Origin of the sequence: Marinobacter sediminum (assembly GCF_016820575.1) — a bacterium.
GTDB lineage: Bacteria > Pseudomonadota > Gammaproteobacteria > Pseudomonadales > Oleiphilaceae > Marinobacter > Marinobacter sediminum.
Genome location: NZ_JAEMQH010000001.1, coordinates 481,652 through 499,321 on the forward strand (window position 1 = coordinate 481,652; position 17,670 = coordinate 499,321).

At 59.7% G+C, this 17,670-nt stretch carries 17 protein-coding genes; 8 read left to right on the forward strand and 9 right to left on the reverse strand.

The window, feature by feature from the left end; translation table 11 throughout:
* Positions 1-101: 101 nt before the first annotated feature.
* On the reverse strand, positions 102-1,388 hold the full coding sequence (locus tag FGO67_RS02195; protein ID WP_203299095.1) for an MFS transporter: 1,287 nt from the start codon (positions 1,386-1,388) through the stop codon (positions 102-104).
* 273 nt (positions 1,389-1,661) lie between these two features.
* Here FGO67_RS02195 and FGO67_RS02200 point away from each other — a divergent pair, with 273 nt between their 5' ends.
* The 4 genes from FGO67_RS02200 to FGO67_RS02215 all read left to right on the forward strand — a co-directional run bounded on the left by FGO67_RS02200 (position 1,662) and on the right by FGO67_RS02215 (position 6,594).
* On the forward strand, positions 1,662-2,564 hold the full coding sequence (locus tag FGO67_RS02200; RefSeq protein ID WP_203299096.1) for a helix-turn-helix transcriptional regulator: 903 nt from the start codon (positions 1,662-1,664) through the stop codon (positions 2,562-2,564).
* Between the two features lie 9 nt (positions 2,565-2,573).
* Positions 2,574-4,337, forward strand: coding sequence for an ExeM/NucH family extracellular endonuclease (locus FGO67_RS02205; RefSeq protein WP_338039525.1), 1,764 nt, complete (start codon positions 2,574-2,576; stop codon positions 4,335-4,337).
* Between the two features lie 132 nt (positions 4,338-4,469).
* Positions 4,470-5,357, forward strand: coding sequence for an alpha/beta fold hydrolase (locus tag FGO67_RS02210; protein WP_203299097.1), 888 nt, complete (start codon positions 4,470-4,472; stop codon positions 5,355-5,357).
* A 166-nt stretch (positions 5,358-5,523) separates the two neighbouring features.
* Entirely contained in the window at positions 5,524-6,594 is a 1,071-nt protein-coding gene (locus FGO67_RS02215) for an AraC family transcriptional regulator (RefSeq protein WP_203299098.1), read from the forward strand.
* A 9-nt stretch (positions 6,595-6,603) separates the two neighbouring features.
* Here the strand turns inward: FGO67_RS02215 and queE are convergent, their stop codons facing one another.
* Positions 6,604-7,260, reverse strand: coding sequence for a 7-carboxy-7-deazaguanine synthase (gene queE / locus FGO67_RS02220; protein WP_203299099.1), 657 nt, complete (start codon positions 7,258-7,260; stop codon positions 6,604-6,606).
* Positions 7,260-7,925 carry a 7-cyano-7-deazaguanine synthase QueC gene (queC, locus tag FGO67_RS02225; RefSeq protein ID WP_203299100.1) on the reverse strand — a complete coding sequence of 222 codons (666 nt, stop codon included), beginning with the start codon at positions 7,923-7,925 and terminating at the stop codon, positions 7,260-7,262. The genes queE and queC overlap by 1 nt, the downstream gene beginning before the upstream one ends.
* A 185-nt stretch (positions 7,926-8,110) precedes the next feature.
* On the opposite strand from queC, the gene FGO67_RS02230 reads away from it, so the two are divergent.
* Positions 8,111-8,647, forward strand: coding sequence for a 3'-5' exonuclease (locus FGO67_RS02230; protein WP_203299101.1), 537 nt, complete (start codon positions 8,111-8,113; stop codon positions 8,645-8,647).
* Positions 8,648-8,682: 35 nt separating this feature from the next.
* Here FGO67_RS02230 and FGO67_RS02235 read toward each other — a convergent pair whose 3' ends face one another.
* A complete protein-coding gene (locus tag FGO67_RS02235) occupies positions 8,683-8,922 on the reverse strand; it encodes a hypothetical protein (RefSeq protein ID WP_203299102.1) in 240 nt (79 codons plus the stop codon).
* Positions 8,923-9,464: 542 nt separating this feature from the next.
* On the opposite strand from FGO67_RS02235, the gene FGO67_RS02240 reads away from it, so the two are divergent.
* Positions 9,465-9,737, forward strand: coding sequence for a hypothetical protein (locus FGO67_RS02240; RefSeq protein ID WP_203299103.1), 273 nt, complete (start codon positions 9,465-9,467; stop codon positions 9,735-9,737).
* 51 nt (positions 9,738-9,788) lie between these two features.
* Here FGO67_RS02240 and FGO67_RS02245 read toward each other — a convergent pair whose 3' ends face one another.
* The 3 genes from FGO67_RS02245 to FGO67_RS02255 are packed head-to-tail and all read right to left on the reverse strand — an operon-like array spanning position 9,789 to position 14,383.
* Complete coding sequence (locus tag FGO67_RS02245; protein WP_203299104.1) at positions 9,789-10,202, reverse strand: response regulator; 414 nt, start codon at positions 10,200-10,202, stop codon at positions 9,789-9,791.
* A 46-nt stretch (positions 10,203-10,248) separates the two neighbouring features.
* The gene (locus FGO67_RS02250) at positions 10,249-10,803 is read right to left on the reverse strand and encodes a hypothetical protein (protein WP_203299105.1); all 555 of its coding nucleotides are present in this window, start codon (positions 10,801-10,803) and stop codon (positions 10,249-10,251) included.
* A 13-nt stretch (positions 10,804-10,816) separates the two neighbouring features.
* A complete protein-coding gene (locus tag FGO67_RS02255; protein WP_420844488.1) occupies positions 10,817-14,383 on the reverse strand; it encodes a response regulator in 3,567 nt (1,188 codons plus the stop codon).
* A 128-nt stretch (positions 14,384-14,511) separates the two neighbouring features.
* Here FGO67_RS02255 and FGO67_RS02260 point away from each other — a divergent pair, with 128 nt between their 5' ends.
* A complete protein-coding gene (locus tag FGO67_RS02260) occupies positions 14,512-15,540 on the forward strand; it encodes a hypothetical protein (protein WP_203299107.1) in 1,029 nt (342 codons plus the stop codon).
* Between the two features lie 15 nt (positions 15,541-15,555).
* On the opposite strand, the gene FGO67_RS02265 is transcribed toward FGO67_RS02260, so the two are convergent.
* Positions 15,556-15,813 (reverse strand): hypothetical protein, encoded by a 258-nt coding sequence (locus FGO67_RS02265; protein ID WP_203299108.1) that lies wholly within the window; start codon positions 15,811-15,813, stop codon positions 15,556-15,558.
* 197 nt (positions 15,814-16,010) lie between these two features.
* Here FGO67_RS02265 and FGO67_RS02270 point away from each other — a divergent pair, with 197 nt between their 5' ends.
* On the forward strand, positions 16,011-16,355 hold the full coding sequence (locus tag FGO67_RS02270; protein ID WP_203299109.1) for a hypothetical protein: 345 nt from the start codon (positions 16,011-16,013) through the stop codon (positions 16,353-16,355).
* Positions 16,356-16,366: 11 nt separating this feature from the next.
* Here the strand turns inward: FGO67_RS02270 and FGO67_RS02275 are convergent, their stop codons facing one another.
* On the reverse strand, positions 16,367-17,653 hold the full coding sequence (locus FGO67_RS02275) for a serine hydrolase domain-containing protein (RefSeq protein WP_203299110.1): 1,287 nt from the start codon (positions 17,651-17,653) through the stop codon (positions 16,367-16,369).
* Positions 17,654-17,670 lie beyond the last annotated feature (17 nt).

Consider the following 17,670-nt stretch of genomic DNA (forward strand, 5'->3'; position numbering starts at 1 on the left):
TTAAAACTGACATTATCGGAAAGGTAACAATAGTATGCTAACCATTGCTATAAATACAGATGTGAAGACAAAAACAACGTCGTAGAAAACCGAGAGACGGATCAGCCTGCCGGATTCTGGGCCGCCCGCTGGATGTCCTCCATCTCGGGCGACTCATGGAATTCTTCGTTACGGGGGTCAATTTCCGTCAATACCGGAGAAGTTTCCGGCATGGCCGCAACGTAATGCTCCTGATCCTGTACGGTCACATCCTCGGTGTGACTGATGCGATAGCTGGTTATCAGCGCCAGCACCGCCAAGAAACCAGCGTTGCCGTAAAACAGCCCAGATGGCCCCAGTACATTGATCAGTTCGGCCATGACCACAGGGCCGATCACGCTGCCAACGCCGTAACTAAGCAACAGTGTGGCACTGGCCGCAACAATCCGGCTGCTCTCCATCCGGTCATTAGTGATGGCCACCGCCACCGGGTATAGGGTGGCGGACAGCCCGGTAAACAGGCCGACAAACAAGGTCAGCTGCCAGATGTTATCCGCCCCGAGGACCGCCACGGCAACGGCGGAGCTGGCCGCCAGTATGGCGACCCAGAACAGCACCCGGCGCCGGTCAAAGTGATCGCACAGGCGTCCCAGCGGCCAGGCCAGGATCATGGCGGCCACGATGGCACTTGCCATAAACGTCGAGGTCTTGGCAACGTCCAGGCCGACCAGGGTCGCATACACTGGCCCCAGGGCGTAGAAACCACCAATCATGACGCCGCAGGTCAGGGCGCCGGCAACACCGGTAAACGACTCACGAGCAAGAGTGAAAATGGAAATCCGGTCCACCTGGTGAATGGCTGGCGCTTCCATCCGGGTCAGCGACAGCGGCAACAGGGCCAGAGTCAGCAGGATGGCCGCCAGCGAAAAGGGCATGAAATTGGCCGGATCACCAACGTTGACGATCAGCTGACCGCCCGCGGCTGAGGAATAGAATACGATCTGATAGACCGCAAACAGGGCGCCCCGGTTGGTGTTAGTCGCGCGGCTGGAAAACCAGCTTTCGATGACCACCAGGACACCGGCAATACTGAACCCGGAAATAACCCGGAGTACCGCCCAGAACGGCTCGGATACGGCCATCGGGTAGAGCAGTGCCGCCACTGCAGAAGCTGCCGCGAATACCGCAAAGGCGCGAATGTGGCCAACCCGACCGATGACCTTATGGACATAAAGGGTGCCGAGCACGAAACCAATGGAGTAACACACCAGAATCCAGCCAATGATGTCGGGCGACACCGCTTCGATACTCAACCGGATACCCAGCAAGGTCATTAGGAAGGCGTTACCGCTGACCAGCAGCACGATGCTAATAATCAGGGCAGACAGAGAAGCGACCATCTGGGTCATGCAACAGACTCCGGGAATTACAGATACGGTAGGTGGTAACAGAAAACCGACAACATCAAGATCCGGAACCGGCCGGACGCGCATTAGATCAGTACCAAATATTCACCACCACTAAGCACTTGCCGAGACACCCTGGAAGCGTAGTCGACACCCCTGCAACTCCGCCACCATGCGGTTTTACAGTGTTTTACATTAATGGGTCGTAACAGACTGCACGTACGAGAGCAGGTAACATGACTTTCAGCTATTTATTGGACTCGTGAGCGCTTGGTTATGAAAAAAACGGACTGGCCCATCCGCTGGGATTTGCTGCTTCGCTACCGACTGATCGAAACCATTGCTTTGTGGGAAGGTCGCCTGACCACCAACCACATCTGTCACAGCTTTGGCATTGGTCGCCAGCAGGCATCCAAGGACATCAATACCTATCTGCGCGAGCTTGCTCCTGGCAACCTGGTTTACGACCGGCATCTCAAGGGCTATGTCCCGGCGCCGAACTTCCAACCGGTGGTTACCCGCGGGCTGGTAGGCGAGTACTGGGATCTGCTGGCCCGCCAGCAGAACCTAAGCACCACCTTCGAATCACTGGATATCGACTTGCCCGAGAGCACCATCGTGCAGGGTCCTAACCGGGTCATCTCTCCGGAAACCATGCGCGCGGTTGTGCTGGCGACACGTCACGGCCGGCAGCTGCGTGCCAGCTACGTTTCCCTGAGTCGCCCGGAGGCGGTCGAGAGCATACTTGAGCCCCACACCCTGGTGTGCACTGGCAACAGCTGGCACCTTCGGGCCTGGTGCGAATCCAACCGGGAGTTTCGGGATTTCGCCCTGAGTCGTTTCCATCGGCCGCCCGAGGCGTTGCGCCAGCGCGCCAAACGCGGCCGCCAGCAGGACAACGACTGGAACCGCGAAGTCACCATGGTGCTGACCCCGGATCTACGTCTGACAGAAGCCCAGCAACGCATCATTGCCCGGGACTATGGCATGGAGCGGGGCCGGCTTGAGGTTGAAACCCGCGCGGCCCTGGCGCCTTATGTGCTGTCCCGATTGGGTATTACCCTGGACAACCAGCATCCGGACCCTTTGGTGCAGCAGCTGGAGCTTGCCAATCCGGACCAGTTGGGCTTTGGCAGCAAGCGGGAGCGGGCACTGAAAGCGGTAGCCGGCGTCTGCTAGACTGGCGGCGTGACCACCACCGCCCGTTTTCTACTTCGTGCCACCGCCCTGGCGCTGTTGCTCCTGCCCCCGGCAGGCGCGGCAGCGACATCCTGTGGTGACCCAGCTACTCCCATTGCCCGCATTCAGGGTACCGGTGACCACTCGCCCATGGCCGGCCAAACCGTCACCGTCGAAGCCGTAATGAGCCACGACAGCCGTCAAAAGGGCGGCTTTCAGGGCTTCTACCTGCAGCAGGCCGACCACCAGACCGACTCCGATCCGCGCACCTCCGAAGCCCTGTTCGTGTACACCCGTCGCAGCACCGGTGACATCGGCGATCGCCTGCGCATTACCGGTACTGTAAAGGAGTTTCACGGGCTCACCGAACTGGTTGGCATCAAGGCCCTGACTCTTTGCGGGCGCGAGCCAGTACCTGCTCCTGTTGCCCTGAGCCTGCCCTGGCCACAGCACCCGGAAACCCTTGAAAGCATGCGGGTACGCTTCGAGCAGCCGCTAACGGTGATCGACAGTCATAACCTTGCCCGCTACGGCGAACTAACCCTGGCCCAGACCGACCAAGTCAACGCCACCGAGTACCTGGAGCCCGGACCATCGGCCCAGCAAGCCACCGAGCGCCAGCGCCTACAGCGGGTGGTGCTGGATGACGGCCACCGGCAACAACATCCTCGGCCAGTACCCTGGCCTCCGGGTGGGCTGACAGCCGACAACACTGTCCGTGCCGGCGACCGTTTCAGTCAGCTAGCCGGCGTTCTGGATTTCCGCTTCGGCGACTGGCGCCTGCAGCCCCACATAACGCCGAAACTCCTGCCGGCCAACCCCAGGCAACCGCCACCAGCACGCCCTGAACAGCCACACCTGCGCCTCGTCACCTTGAACCTGGCCAATTACTTCAACGGCAGTGGCGACGGCCAGGGTTTTCCCACCAGCCGTGGCGCGCGCTCACATGCCGACTACGAACACCAGCACCAGCGCCTTCTGGCCGCTTTGCGGGCGCCGGACCCGGACATCCTGGCACTCGCCGAACTGGAAAACGACGGTTATGACGCCACCAGCTCGGTAGCCAACCTGGCCGAGGCGCTGGGGCCAAACTGGCGGGTGGTAGCCACCCCAGGTGCGGACGGTCAGGATGAGATCCGCACGGCATTGTTGTACCGCTCCGATCGGGTGCAAACCAGTGGTCGGGCCGAGCGCCTGACCAGCGCACTGTTCCGGCACCGGGGCCGGCCACCGGTAACTCAGGTGTTCCGAGCCAACGCTGGCGACGCTGAGGTCCGAATCATCGCCCTGCACCTGAAATCCAAGTCCTGCCGGGGCGCCACCGGAGCCGACCTTGACCAGCAGGATGGTCAGGGCTGCTACAACGATCGTCGGGTTCGGGCCGCCCAGGCGATCGTGCAATGGCTCTCGGATTTGCCCACGCCTGACCATCTGGCGGGCACCCTAATTACCGGTGATCTCAACTCGTACGCCCGGGAAACTCCGCTTGAGGTATTTCGCAGCGCCGGCTTTGCCAGCATGGTGCACCAGCTTCAGCCCTGCGATGCCAGCACTTGCCCGCACTACACCTACCGCTACAAAGGCGCCAGAGGCTCGCTCGACTACACGCTGGCATCCGGCCCCTTGCAGCCCCGAATCCTTACCGCCACCACCTGGCTACTCAACGCCGACGAGCCCCGGGCCCTGGCCTACGACGGCCCGCTCGACATCAAACCCGCTCTGCCCTGGCGCTCCTCCGACCACAACCCGGTGATCACTGACATCCGGCTCTGATGGCGTGAACAGGCCTGTGCCAGGGTTCGGTTGTGGCCGCATCGCCACCGAAGGCAGGCTCACTGGCCAAGGTTCCAAAATCCACGGGCGCTAAACTGGGCGTCGACCTTCTGCGACCAGAGTGATAAGCCCATGAGCCTGCCCGCGCCTAATCTATGGCCCCTCGCCAGAATCGGTCAGCGCCTGCTGCATCAAGCCAAGCGACGGGTAACTACGGTGGATAACCACCGCATGGTCTATCTGGAACGCGGCACCCCGGGACCGAACCGGCCGACCCTGGTGCTGATCCATGGCTTCGCCTCAATGAAGGAAAACTGGAGCTTCTGGCTACCACGCCTGCCGCAGCACTGGCACCTGCTGGTTCCTGATCTTCCGGGTCTGGGTGAGAGCGACTACCGGGTGGACGCCCTTTACGGCTATGAAGCCCAGGCCCGACGCCTCCGGGACTGGCTTGCCGGCCTACCCACGGATAACCTGCACCTGGCCGGCAGCTCCATGGGCGGTGCCATTGCCGCCGTGCTGGCCCACCAGCTGGCGCCCGCGCCACGATCACTGACCCTGCTGAACAGCGCCGGTATTCCAGAACGCCCGGACAGCGATCCGGAGGCCCGGTTCGTATCCGACCGTGATGCCCTGTTGATCCCACAGGACTGGAAAGGGGTATATCGCATGTTCAACAGTGTCGGCGACGGCAAGGTGAGTGCATCCGGGCTTGCGATGGCCGGACTGCTGGGCCCGGATCTGCTCCAGCGTGCCCCTGCCCTGCGCCATATTTTCCGAGACATGGCGGCCGACGGACTGGCACCGATGCGCTACCTCGGCCCCTCGACGCCACCGCTGCAAGTACAGTGGGGTGACCGGGACAAGATCACCCCGACTCGCTGTGTCGACTGGTTCGCCAATGCGATGCCCGAGGCAGAGGTGCACGTCTTTCCCGGTGTCGGCCACCTGCCGATGCTGGAAAACCCAAGCCGCTCGGCCCGGGTCCTGAGCGACTTCGTGACCCGCCACAGCCACTGAGCCCGTCCCCGCCGCCTAAGATCACGGCCTGTCCGAATGGGTCAATTGGCCCGTTAGGCCCAACCCGCTGTCATTGAGGTCATGGGGGGCAACGCCGGTACAGGTCATAATTAATAACCATCTACGTCCTTTGATAACAACAACAGCCAGAACACGAGGAACAGCCATGCGCACGTCCACCTCCACCGCACAGGATCTGGGCATGCCGGCCATTTACCTGCACCTGTTGGCCGACTTGCTGCACAATATTGGTGTCGATGAAAAAGCTTTGCTGTTGCGGGTTGGTCTTGATCCTCACAGGCTCAATTGCCCCGATCTCAGAGTCAGCCAGGCTCAAGCCAGCGAATTCGTGACCCGGGCCATCATTGAAAGCGGCGAGCCCGGCTTAGGCATCATGCTGGCCCGGGAACTGAAGATGCCCCTGCACGGGGCTCTGGGCACCGCAATCATGAGTAGCCGCACCCTGGAGCAGGCGCTGGAACTGATGACCCGCTACCTGACACTGAGGGCACCGAACCTGCACGTCACCACCCGGCACAGCAAGGGCAATGCCTGCTACAGGGTGACCTGTGATCAGGATTTGGGGCCGCTGCAGGGCTTCATCATGGACGCCATGTTGTTCGGTTGTATTTTCATGGGGGCACAACTGACGGGCTCTACCGTGCCCGGCTTCCGGATCCTGCGGCGGGGGCCGGAGCCCGCATTCTTCCAGCGCTTCCGGCCGACGCTGCCGGTACCGGTGGAATACGGAGCCATCGAAGATGCGTTGCTAATCCCAGTCAGCCATCTCGATATGCCGATCCGCTTCTGCGACGACCAGCTTGCTGAGTCCTCTCGAATTAAGTGCGACGAAGCACTCAGAGAGCTGACGGAAGACGCCGGCTTTGCCTGTCGGGTAAGGCGGGTGATTGAAACCAGCTACCCATTCCCGCCCAAACTGGCCCGGGTGGCCGCCACCTTGTTCGTGTCCGAACGAACGCTGAAACGTCGCTTGCAGGAGGAATCCGCCAGCTTCCAGAATTTAGTGGATGAGGTACGACTGGAGCGGGCTCGGGATTTGCTAACCACCACCAGCATGAACCTGAGCCAGATTGCCGACGCCCTTGGCTACGCCGACGCTGCCAACTTTACCCGCGCCTTCAAGCGCTGGACCGGAAGCAGTCCGAGCCGATACCGCAACTGGGCGCGGCAACCCAAGGCGAAGCCATCGCCGGCGGCAATGGCCGCCAGCGTCTAAGTCAGCAGTTCAGTCGATGCCGATGATCTTGTGCATCTGCAGGGTCAGGCGCCACTGGGGGTGAGCCAGACAGTACTCGGTGGCTTTGCGGGTGTTGCTCTGCTTGATCGGATCCGGGCCTGACCCGGGCACGGTCGGTGATGCCATCGGTGACAGGAAATAGTGCTGGGCACGAATGTGTTGGAATCGATCCGGCATGGCCAGGACCTGGGGATAAACCAACTTGAGTTCATCGCAGGTTTCAAGCACCACCTGGGCATCGGCCTTCGGGCTCACGCACAACCAGTCGATGCCCGCCGGGGCCGGCAGAGTGCCGTTGGTTTCCACCCCCACCTCGAAACCTTCCCGGTGCAAAGCCTCGATCAGCGGCACGTCCAGCTGCAGCAGAGGCTCGCCACCGGTGCAGACCACGTAGGGGCGCCCAGGGGCATCCGGCCACAGGCTGCGGATGTGCGCCGCGAGCGCCTCGGGGGTCTCGAACTGGCCACCGTTCTGGCCGTCAGTGCCGACAAAATCAGTATCGCAGAAACTGCACACCGCCCCGGCCCGATCCTTTTCCCGGCCAGTCCACAGGTTACACTTACTGAACCGGCAGAATACAGCGGCACGCCCAGCCTGGGCACCTTCGCCCTGCAGGGTGTAAAACGCTTCCTTGACCCGATACATCAGACGCTCTCCTCATAGAGCAGGGGGTCGGTTACGCCATGGCTGGCGAAAGCCTCCAGACGCTCGACACAGGAGCCGCAACGGCCGCAGGCTCGCTCCCGGCCGTTGTAGCAAGTCCAGGTCTGGCTGTAGTCCAGACCCAGCTTCAGTCCTTCGGCCAGAATCTCGCCCTTGTCCAGGGCCATAAACGGCGCCTCGACCCCTACCGGTTCGTAGTTGGCTACCCGGCATACCGCATCCATCTTCTCGACAAACTCGGGACGGCAATCGGGGTAGATGGCGTGATCACCACCATGGGCGCCATACCAGACGGCACCGGCGCCAACGGTAACGGCATAACCGGTGGCCAGTGACAACAGAATCATATTGCGGTTGGGGACCACCGTCGCCTTCATGCTGTCCTCTTCGTAGTGGCCCTCGGGCACATCTACGTCCGAGGTCAGCGCCGAGCCGGCCATAACCTCGCCCATGGCCCGGATATCGATGACCTTGTGGGGAATAGAGAGGCTTTCACACACCGCCGATGCGGACTCAAGCTCCCGAACATGACGCTGGCCGTAATTGAACGACAGCGCATGCACATGCAGGCCCTGGGCCCGGGCCACATGCAGCAGCGTGTAGGAGTCCATGCCCCCGGAATAGATTACAACCACGGTGTCAGTCATTCGGAATCCCCAGTCGGTGTGGTGCGGGTTCAATCGGCCAACGGCCGCGCCCAATACAGGTGGCTGTCATCAGGCTTTTACAATCAGTGGACATATTGTAACAGTGCAGGCACAGGTTGGGTTCGCGTCTCACGACCGGGGCGGGTAAACTCGGCTAAAAACAACGCATCGACTACACTGAGCCCATGACCACCGACAGCCACCCGGCATTCATTGATTTTGAGGCTTCCAGCCTCGACCTGATCGCGAGTTACCCGATTGAGGTCGGTCTCTGCATGCCCGATGGCACACTTCATAGCTGGCTGATCGCCCCACACGTACTTTGGCAGGACTGGTCAGACAGTGCGGAACGTATCCACGGCATTTCGCGGGCAACGCTGGAAGCCGAGGGCACCTCGGTACGGGACGTGGCGCATCACCTCAACGAGCTGCTGCCAAACCAGGTTTTTTGCGATGCCTGGACCTTCGACAGCTTCTGGCTGCACCGGCTATTCCGGGCAGCCAAGGTACGGCCGGAGTTCCAGCTTGAATCCATATCCATGCTGCTGAACACACAGCAGGTCCGGGAATGGTCGGCTGTTCGCCAAGAGGTCATCGTCGAGTTGGGCTTACCGGTACACCGGGCCGCCAACGATGCGCTGATTCTGCACAAGACCTGGGAACGAATCCGACCGGAAGACAACGCGCCCCTGCCATCTACGGATCACAGCCATCAGGCCTGATGCCTGATACTGATAGACCCCGAAAAATCTGGCCGTTAGTGGCGGACGCTTTTCGCGCGCAGGGCAATGACTTCCAGACCATCCTGAAGGGTGTTCAGGGTCCAGTAGGTCACCAGGGCCATCAAGCCTGCACCGACAACCGTAAAGATAAGATCTTCGCCGACTGGCTTTTCTTGTGCCAACACCATGTACAGCGCCAGAGCGGCGATGAGGGCAAGTTCGATAATTACGTGAGAGCGGAATTTGTTGCGGATAGAACCGGCTTGGTCGGTCATTTGCTTAGGTTACAACCTCGTTGAAATTCGATATGAATGATTAATCGATGCGCAAATTATCACCAAGTTAATGTCAAATTTCTGTACGAAGTAATGGCTACGAGGTTTCCACTATCAAAAAAAACGCAGCCAAAAGGCTGCGTAGAAAGGAGAGATCCATGCAGTTTCCGGCTCACCAGAACCTGTGGATTGCACAACGTAAAACACGTGACACTAGAAATTATCCCGACCAAGCCCCAAGCCGTCTGTACGGGTTTGCCGAAGCTCCCAGACTCTTGCAAACCCGCAACTAGCCTATACACTGATGACTGAACCGAACCACAAAGAGCCGGTATGTCCGAGATGATCACACAAACCTGTTTCCAGTCCGCTACAGATTGCCGCGTCGCGCAATCTGCGCGCGCTATGGTGAAAGACATCTAACGGCTTTCGGTCAGTCCCGGGAGCCTCAACAGCGACCGGGTCAGCTTCTCCGCAAGAACCCCGGTTGCTCAGGCTCCGGGGTTTTGTTTTTGCAGCCGCAAAACGACAAGGAGAACATCATGAAAAGACAACCGACAACACGTGCAGCAAACCAGCCTGACCATCAGCGTCCCGGAGCCCTGAAGCGTCCGGCCAAGCTGCCGCTGCTGGATGCGATCTGCAAAAAACTGAACCAGCGAGTCAATCTCGACGACGAACAGCGAGTGCTGGGTGTGTACGAGCGTGGCTGGATCTTCAAGGGCGTACTCGGCAATCTTGATGGCGCCGAGGCCCGCTATGTCAGAGCCCTGGCCACTCGCTACAATTCATGGATTGCCCGTCAGGTGGCTTGATACTTAACCGCCGCCGGTCCTGCCTGCAGGACCGGTGCAGCGCCAGAGCGTCTAGTGGGGCCGGTTGAACTCAAGCACCACGGCCGATTCACCGCCGTGCACTATTGAATAGTTGCTAATCACATCGGAAATCTTTTCTTGGGAATAGGGTTTAACCACATAGCCATTAGCGCCGGCACTGATCGCACGCTGAATGCTTTCAATGGAATCGTCGGCCGTCACCAATACTATGTGCTGCTCGGCCCGAGTCTTTTTAAACGCCCGCATCAACTCGTGCCCGTCGCCATCGGGCAGCCCCAGGTCGAGCAGGATAATCTGAAACTCCTGATCCGCGAACGCCGCCTTGGCTGCCGCCGCGTCGACACAGGCAAATACCTGAGTGGCACCGGCCTGATAAAGCATACTGACCAGCCGCTCCCGCATGATTGGCTCGTCTTCTACTACCAGCACCCTGAGGTCACTCATTGATTGTCTCCTTCAGTTTTGTGCACCCGGTCATTGTCTGGTTCCTTCATAGCGGATCGTTGCCCGACCGTCGTGGCAGATCGAGCGGTCCAGGCCGGACATCGACGGAGTGATGGGTGTCAGCCGTCGCATCGCCATAGCCGGCCCCTGAATCCGCGCCTTCGGTGCCAAAACGGGTCAGGATGTTGCTGATGCTGACCGCCGTGGAATACAGGGAGATGGCGATAATCAGCAGAATCGGCTGCACAAATGCGACGAATCCGGGCACCTGGTTGCTTCCCAGTATACTCAGCATAAGAATTATCGCAGGCCCGAGCACGGCAAACAGCGTCAGGGCGATAAAGAACACGATCCGCTCTTTGTACCGCCCCAGGTCCCGGTTGGTCACCAACCCCAGCACGAACTTACCAATAGCCAGGCCGGCGAGGATGGCGGCAGCAATACTCAGGTCCGGGCGCATCAGGGTCTCGTGGAGCCGGCCATCCCAGAGTCGCTGCATGCCCAGCACCAGAAATGGGAAGAGCACGAACAGGATATCGGCGTAGGTACCGTACATCATGCTCAAGGAAAACTGTTCGCTGCGGGGGTGTTTGTTATTCATTGGCCAGTTCCTGTCATTGTTCTGAGAAGTGCGATCGTGGCGATGTGGCTGCTGCCGAACACGCTCGTTCAATCATCGCATTGAGCTCGTCCAGCTCGCCGCGAACCCGCCCCCAATCCGGAGCCGCGGTTTTCAGCAGGGCCTCAACCCTGCCCGCCTGCTCGGTCATTTTCGGGTAGCCCATGGCCCCCGCGGTGCCCTTGATCTGATGTGCCTCGGATTTCAGGGTCTCGACATCGCCATGAGTGCAGGCTGAGTCCATGCGCCGCTGACACTCCGGCAAACCTGCCAGGAACTGAGGCACCAGACGTTCAATGTCTTCATCCTCGACGTCGCTCCTGACACTGCCGGTCTGGGGCCGGAGGTACCGTTCCAGCAGGGCCTGAACATGAGTATGGTCAATGGGTTTGTTGAGCACGTCGTCACACCCGGCCGCCAACAGGGCGTCGCTCTCTTTCTGGTCTCCAGCGGTGAACGCGATAATGGGGCGCCGGAAACCGGTCTGCCGTAATAGCCGGGTGGCGGCAACACCGTCCATGCCCGGCATGTGGCTGTCCATCAACACCAGATGGATCGACTCGGACAGAGCCCGGCGCACCGCGTCCTCACCACTGGCCACCGCCAGCACCTCCAGCCCCTGACGGCCCAGCATCCGCTCCACCAGGCGACGATTGTCCTCGCTATCCTCAGCCACCAGCACCCGGCCCTTAAAGGCACGGGCCGGAAGTTCGACCGATTCCGGCGTGAACTCCAGGTATCTGGCCAGGGCCTCGTAGAAACGCTGTTTATCAATGGGTTTGGCCAGATGCTCGTTGCAGCCCGCCAGGCGGTAGTCGGCTATGTCTTCGGCCATGACGTTGGCGGTGAGCGCGATCACCGGGGTATTGACGCCTGCCTCCCGCAACGCCGCAGTGGCATCGCGGCCATTCATCACTGGCATCTGGATATCCATCAGGATCAGGTCGAAGTAGTCGCGCAGGGCCAGCTCAAGGGCCTCAGCACCATTGCCAACGTGCACCAACTCGGCACCCGTGCGCGCCACCAACAGCGACACCAAGCGCCGGTTGGTCTCGTTATCTTCAGCGCAGAGAATGCGCCCCGTCAGACTCGGCGCCAGCACCATCGGAATGGTACGCCGGCGCTGGCTCAGTTCCGAGGCATCCTGCAGGAAATAAACGTTGGCAAGGGCTCCGGTGCGAATCGACAGTTCAAATTCACTGCCCTCGCCGTAAGTGCTGCGCACCTCGATATCGCCACCCAGCATTTCTGCCAGGCGCCGGGAAATACTCAGCCCCAGCCCGGTACCACCGTACTGCCGGGAGATGGCGGCGCTGCCCTGGGCAAACGGATCAAACAGTCGTACCAGCTGTTCTGGCTTCATTCCGATGCCGGTATCAACCACTCGGGCAATCAGGGTTTCGCGTTCTCGATCACACCGAATTAACAAGGAGATAGAGCCCTTTTCAGTGAACTTAAGCGCATTTCCGCACAAATTGATAATTATCTGCCGCAACCGGGTGGGGTCAGTGAGAATCCGTTCCGGCAACGGATATTCACAGACAATGCTGAATTCGAGACCCTTTTCCCGAGCTCTCGGGGCAAAGAATGCGCGAATTTCATCCAGCAGCTCCGGCAGGTCCACCAGCACCACATCCACGGCCAGTTTGTTGGCGTCGATCTTGGAGTGATCAAGAATGTCGTTGACCAGTTCCAGCAGGTGCCGACCGCTACGCACAACGGTTTCCGCGCTGCTGCGCTTTTCCTGAGGACTCAGGTCCGGTTCCAGCAAGGTCTCGCCATAACCAATGATCGCCGCCAGCGGGGTCCGGATTTCGTGGCTCATGTTGGCCAGGAACTGGCTCTTGGCCTCGGCCGAATTGCGCGCCACTTCCTTTTCCAGCCGCTCCTGTTCGCGTTCGCGCTCAATGCGCTGACGCTGGCGACTTTCTGTGGCATCGATGCAAGTGCCTTCCAGATGGGTGGGCTCGCCGTTCGCGTCATACACCGTGTGCAGGGAGATGTTGGCCCAGCGCTCCTCGCCATCGCTGGTCAGATACCGGGTTTCCACGCCCTTGATCATACCCTCAGCTTCCAGCTGCGCCACCACTCGTTGCCGAACCCGGTCATCAACAATGCAGGTTTCCAGCACATCGAGGTTACGGGCCAACAATTCACGGGCACTGCTGTACCCCATCAGCTCTGCCATCGCAGGATTGACGGTGATGAAGCGGCGATCCGGCGACATCTGAAACACACCTTCAATGGCATTATCAAACAGCGACTGATAGCGCTGCAGGTTCGACAATGCCCGCTGGCTCCACCCCAGGGCTTCGCCCTGAACCTGCTTGATCCGGTCGGCCAAGGCAAAGGAAAACAGGATGATCTGGGCCGTCAGCCCGATCTGTGGTGAGTAGTTGGTGAGGGGGTTGAGCGGCAGATAGCCCATCACCGTGAGGGCGTAAACCCCGAACCCAATCAACGCCAGGGTCCAGGCAAAGAAGTAGGAGCGGGCAGCAGGGTTGTAATAGCGCCAGGACAGATAACTGACCACGATCAACACCACACTGAGCACCAGTGAGCCAATGACGATCCACTCCATCGCCACATGGTAGGGCAGGAACAGCGACAGCACGCCTGTTACCACCACCGAGTACAAGCACAGCCGCAGCACCTGGTCGAGATCGGCCGAGCGCTCCCGGGTTTCTAGCAGGTGGCGGGCCATCAGCAGACCCCAGAACCAGGTCATGATGATCTGTAAATGCAGGTAGGCCTTATCAAACAGAGCCGGCCGGCTGTCCAGCAACTGGATGCCATGCACCTGTTCCGTGACGATAAATATGGCCGCTGAAACCAGGTAGAGCACGTAATAGATGTTACTGCGTTCGCGCACCGATACTGCAACGAACAGGTTGTACGCAAGGATGGCCAGCACGGCGCCTAACAGCAGTCCCCGCACCACCTCGTCCACGGACACTTTCTGGATATAGGCATTGGGATGCCAGAGGGTGAGAGGCAGGCGGAAGGTATTGGTGTTGGTAATGCGCAAATAGACGGTGTTGACCGAGTCCGGCAACAATCCGAGCCGGAAGGTAGGGTTAGGGACGGCCAGATCCCGCTCGGTCCAATTGTCCTGGTAACCGGCCCGGCTCTGCTGCACAACCTCCCCCCCCTGCACCAGATACAAACGCACCTCATCCACCAGGGGCAGAGCCAGCTCCAGGATCCAGTCGTTCGCTCCGGCGCTACCGAGCGTGCGCACGTCAAACCGGACCCAGTAGGCTGATTCGGTGTAACCGAAGTTGAGCACGCCCCTCTCGTGCCGGGTAAAGGCGCTGAGACCGCGATCCTTGACGGTATTGAACTCCAGCTGCTGTTGAGGGTCTTCCAGGTACCAGATGCAACGGCTCAGGTCACGGACGGCGGTGGTACTGCTGTTCAAAACCAGGGAGCCGTCACGACAGGCGGGCTGAATGGACGCTGACGACGACAGAGATGCCGTCAGCAGGATCAACAACGCCACCAGCACGCGCAGCGCAGCGCGAACCACCGGGGCCGATGTCGAATAATGCCGTTGCCGCAAAATGTGATCTCCTTGCGGGCAGATGCCTGTCTTATCGTTTATTGTCAGCATTCACAGCGGGGCCGAGAATCCCGCAGACGATCACTTTAGCGGTTTACCCGCGATTGCGCACCTCAGAGTCCGACTAAATGAGACATATCCGCCACTTCATTCAGATCGCCTGCATCCCTCTGGTGCTTGCCGGCTGCGGTTCCGAGGATTCCGGGCCAAGTGCCTTCAACCCCGCCACTAATGTGGATGTCACCTTTTCGACCTTTACCCTGACCGAGGCCACCGACATCCTGTTGTTCAGTGACCTGGTTCTGGCGGTAGAGCCGGCTGACAGCGATGACACCACAGACCAGGATATCGCCGCAGGCATTCGCGCCCAACTCGCCGTCTTTCTGGAGCTGAACTATCCAGACGACGACCCAACGGCCATCGCCTCGGTGCGCAATCCGCTGGATTTGATGCGCCGGGTGATTGGTGAAAGCGCTATTGGCAATTTTATCGATGGCCGACGCTACATGAGCGAGCGCATTAATGACGGACAGGCTGGCGAGTACAGCAACACCACCAACAACGTTTCAATCCGATTCACCGATCAGCAGGCGCTGACAGACGGGCTGGAGGTGTCCGAGTACAGCTGGCGTTACCCGATCGTGAAATGGGTGTACGCGCCGGACAGCTCCAATCGGGTCACACGGGTGATTAACTGGGTGGCTTCCGGGTCGTTCGGGGCAGATACCACCAACCCCAGCGCCACCCTCGGTACCCAGTACCTGGCCCGGGACTTCCAGACCTCCGGATACAATGACGGCGCCCGGGCACTCACAGAAGGCAGCATCGTGATTGAGGGCGAGCGGGAAATGGCGTTTGTCCGGTATTATCAGGGACTCAACACCGACATTGTACGAATTGATGGCACGGCTATTGGCACCAACGGGGGCACTGAAGGTGGGCCGGAGTTCGAGTTTGCGGGGGAAACCATTGATTGTCTGCGCATTGAAATGAACTACACCGATCCGTCGGTTGCGGTGTTCACCTCACTGGACGAACCACCGCAGCAGAACGATCCCGACAACCCCGGGCAAACCGAAGCCAATCCGGATTACTGCCTGAATCTGGACACTCCAAGGTCAAGCTACGCGACCGCGCCTAGCGGGCTGCGCAACTGATCCGGCCCATGCCGATCAACTCATGTTCCGATCACTCAGGTCCCAGTTCTGCAGAAAACCTTTTTTCTGGTCGATTATGCGCTGGTAACTGGAAATCATGAGCGCGACGTGGGGTGCCTGGGTCAGACGCAGGACTTCAATGCGACGCTGCAAGCGCTCAACTTCCGAGCTGACGCGCTGGTGCACGTGGTTGCGGACACTGTCGTGCTGATCAAGGTCCACCGTTCGTTCGAACTGGCCCTGGCGGGCGGGCGTGGGCGCTGGCTTGTCCATTCGGCATCTCGTCCATTGAGTGTTGATAAGGTCCATCTCCCAGCTTCAGAGTGTGCCCAGCTACTCCGCCGAGTGCAATAAAAATGAACAGAGTTTCACTTTTATTCAAGCGCCTAAATTGGGCCACCACTCTCTCCACGTTGCCAGCCCTGCTATAGTTCCCTTTAATTCATTCCCTGTACTGTCCGAGAGTGACCATGCCCCAGACTTCCGTCTCCGATACCCTCCGAGAATACCTGTCCTTGCTGGAACTGCTGGATGACGCCTATTGGGAAGCCGGCAACATCCATCACAAGGACATGCTGTACGACATCATCAGCATTTTTAGTCAGGAAGTGGCCGAGATGAACAAGCTCAGCATCCAGGACCATCACTACCCGTACGAAGTCATTACCGAGGGAATCCGGCGGGTGGTGCCCAAGTTGGAGAGACTGGATGAAAACCGTGAGGATGTGATCCAGAGGACCCAGACACTGACCGACTTCCGCGACATCCTGTCGTCAGTGCTGGGCATTTTGGAAGATCAGTTGAGAACGCTCTGACCCGGGCGGCCTTACGCGGCCACCAGTGGCCGCTGGCTTTCCGGGATCAGGGGAAAGTTTTTGCAGACGGTGTAGACAAACTTGGCCAAGGCCGGCAGATGATGCCCAACAATCGGGAAACCGGTGTTCAGCAGGCTGACCGAAATGTCCCGCGCTGGATCGGCCCAGCACAGCTTGTTGATCAGGCCAACGTGGCCAAAGGCATCGCGGCTTTGCGGCCCCCACAGGCCCACCGGATTTCCGCCCAGCATCAGGCCGGCACTGAAGCGCATCGGAATCATCATGGTACGGTCGATCTGCAGTGAACCAAACTGCTGGATAGCGCGCCGAACCGTCATTTCGCTGCAGATGCGCTTGCCGTTCCAGATCCCGCCATTAAGCATCATCTGGTAGAACCGGCTCATTTCTTCGGCAGTGCCAACCAGGTTGCCGGCGGGAATGACCGCCTCCTGGAATCGGGGATCGTTGGTGACCTTTTCCACCGTATGGATGTCACTGCCCAGGGCACGATTGACAATCCAGGACACTGGGAACCGGGGCGTCGGACCGGTAGCGTAATTGCTGGCCAACTGGTGCAGGTTCCCCGGGGCAATGCCGTAAGTGAACCATTTCATGCCCATGGGCTGGCGCAGGTGTTCATCCAGAAATTCCTCAATGCTTTGGCCGGTGACCTTCTCCAGCACCCGCTGCAAAACAAAGCCGCCCGTGATGGCGTGGTAGGCCACCTTGGCGCCGTCGACTTCCACCGGCTTGGCCTCGCACAACAGGCGCCAGATTTCATCCCTCTGCCAGAGCACATCAATCGGAGTATCCCGAGGAATGGCGGGGATGCCTCCGCGGTGGGAAAGCACCTGATGCACGGTGATCGTGCGCTTGCCACTCTGGGCAAATTCCGGGCAGTAATAGGCGACCGGATCGGTCAGGTTGACCAGGCCTTGCTCAGCCAACATATGAATCAGCAGCGCTGTGACCGCCTTGGAGGCAGAGAAATAGCAGATGGGCGTATCGGTCGTCATCGGCGACTTCAGAACGCCTTCACTGTCGTTCGGACCATTGCCGGTGGCGTGGCCGAGAGACCGGTGCAGAACCTGCTCGCCCCGGTGCCGCAGTGACAACTGCAAGCCCGGATGCACGCCAGTACGATACAAAGCCTCGGCACTCTGCCAAATGGCATCAGTCGTCTCCTGACTGACACCAACTACGTCCGGGCGTTCGCCCGCAGCATCGCGATAAGTAACAGCGGACAAGTCGGCGGGGACTTTGCAGGTGTGCAGGGCACGGCGCGCTATACGATTCATCCAGGTACAACCTTAGT

Excerpts from the sequence above, each read along its gene's own strand:
- queC (WP_203299100.1), bottom strand. The coding sequence starts at position 7,925 with ATGACTGACACCGTGGTTGTAATCTATTCCGGGGGCATGGACTCCTAC.
- FGO67_RS02240 (WP_203299103.1), top strand. The coding sequence starts at position 9,465 with ATGAAAAGACAACCGACAACACGTGCAGCAAACCAGCCTGACCATCAG.
- queE (WP_203299099.1), bottom strand. The coding sequence starts at position 7,260 with ATGTATCGGGTCAAGGAAGCGTTTTACACCCTGCAGGGCGAAGGTGCC.
- FGO67_RS02245 (WP_203299104.1), bottom strand. The coding sequence starts at position 10,202 with ATGAGTGACCTCAGGGTGCTGGTAGTAGAAGACGAGCCAATCATGCGG.
- FGO67_RS02230 (WP_203299101.1), top strand. The coding sequence starts at position 8,111 with ATGACCACCGACAGCCACCCGGCATTCATTGATTTTGAGGCTTCCAGC.
- FGO67_RS02250 (WP_203299105.1), bottom strand. The coding sequence starts at position 10,803 with ATGAATAACAAACACCCCCGCAGCGAACAGTTTTCCTTGAGCATGATG.
- FGO67_RS02260 (WP_203299107.1), top strand. The coding sequence starts at position 14,512 with ATGAGACATATCCGCCACTTCATTCAGATCGCCTGCATCCCTCTGGTG.
- FGO67_RS02275 (WP_203299110.1), bottom strand. The coding sequence starts at position 17,653 with ATGAATCGTATAGCGCGCCGTGCCCTGCACACCTGCAAAGTCCCCGCC.
- FGO67_RS02210 (WP_203299097.1), top strand. The coding sequence starts at position 4,470 with ATGAGCCTGCCCGCGCCTAATCTATGGCCCCTCGCCAGAATCGGTCAG.
- FGO67_RS02215 (WP_203299098.1), top strand. The coding sequence starts at position 5,524 with ATGCGCACGTCCACCTCCACCGCACAGGATCTGGGCATGCCGGCCATT.
- FGO67_RS02265 (WP_203299108.1), bottom strand. The coding sequence starts at position 15,813 with ATGGACAAGCCAGCGCCCACGCCCGCCCGCCAGGGCCAGTTCGAACGA.
- FGO67_RS02270 (WP_203299109.1), top strand. The coding sequence starts at position 16,011 with ATGCCCCAGACTTCCGTCTCCGATACCCTCCGAGAATACCTGTCCTTG.
- FGO67_RS02200 (WP_203299096.1), top strand. The coding sequence starts at position 1,662 with ATGAAAAAAACGGACTGGCCCATCCGCTGGGATTTGCTGCTTCGCTAC.
- FGO67_RS02195 (WP_203299095.1), bottom strand. The coding sequence starts at position 1,388 with ATGACCCAGATGGTCGCTTCTCTGTCTGCCCTGATTATTAGCATCGTG.
- FGO67_RS02235 (WP_203299102.1), bottom strand. The coding sequence starts at position 8,922 with ATGACCGACCAAGCCGGTTCTATCCGCAACAAATTCCGCTCTCACGTA.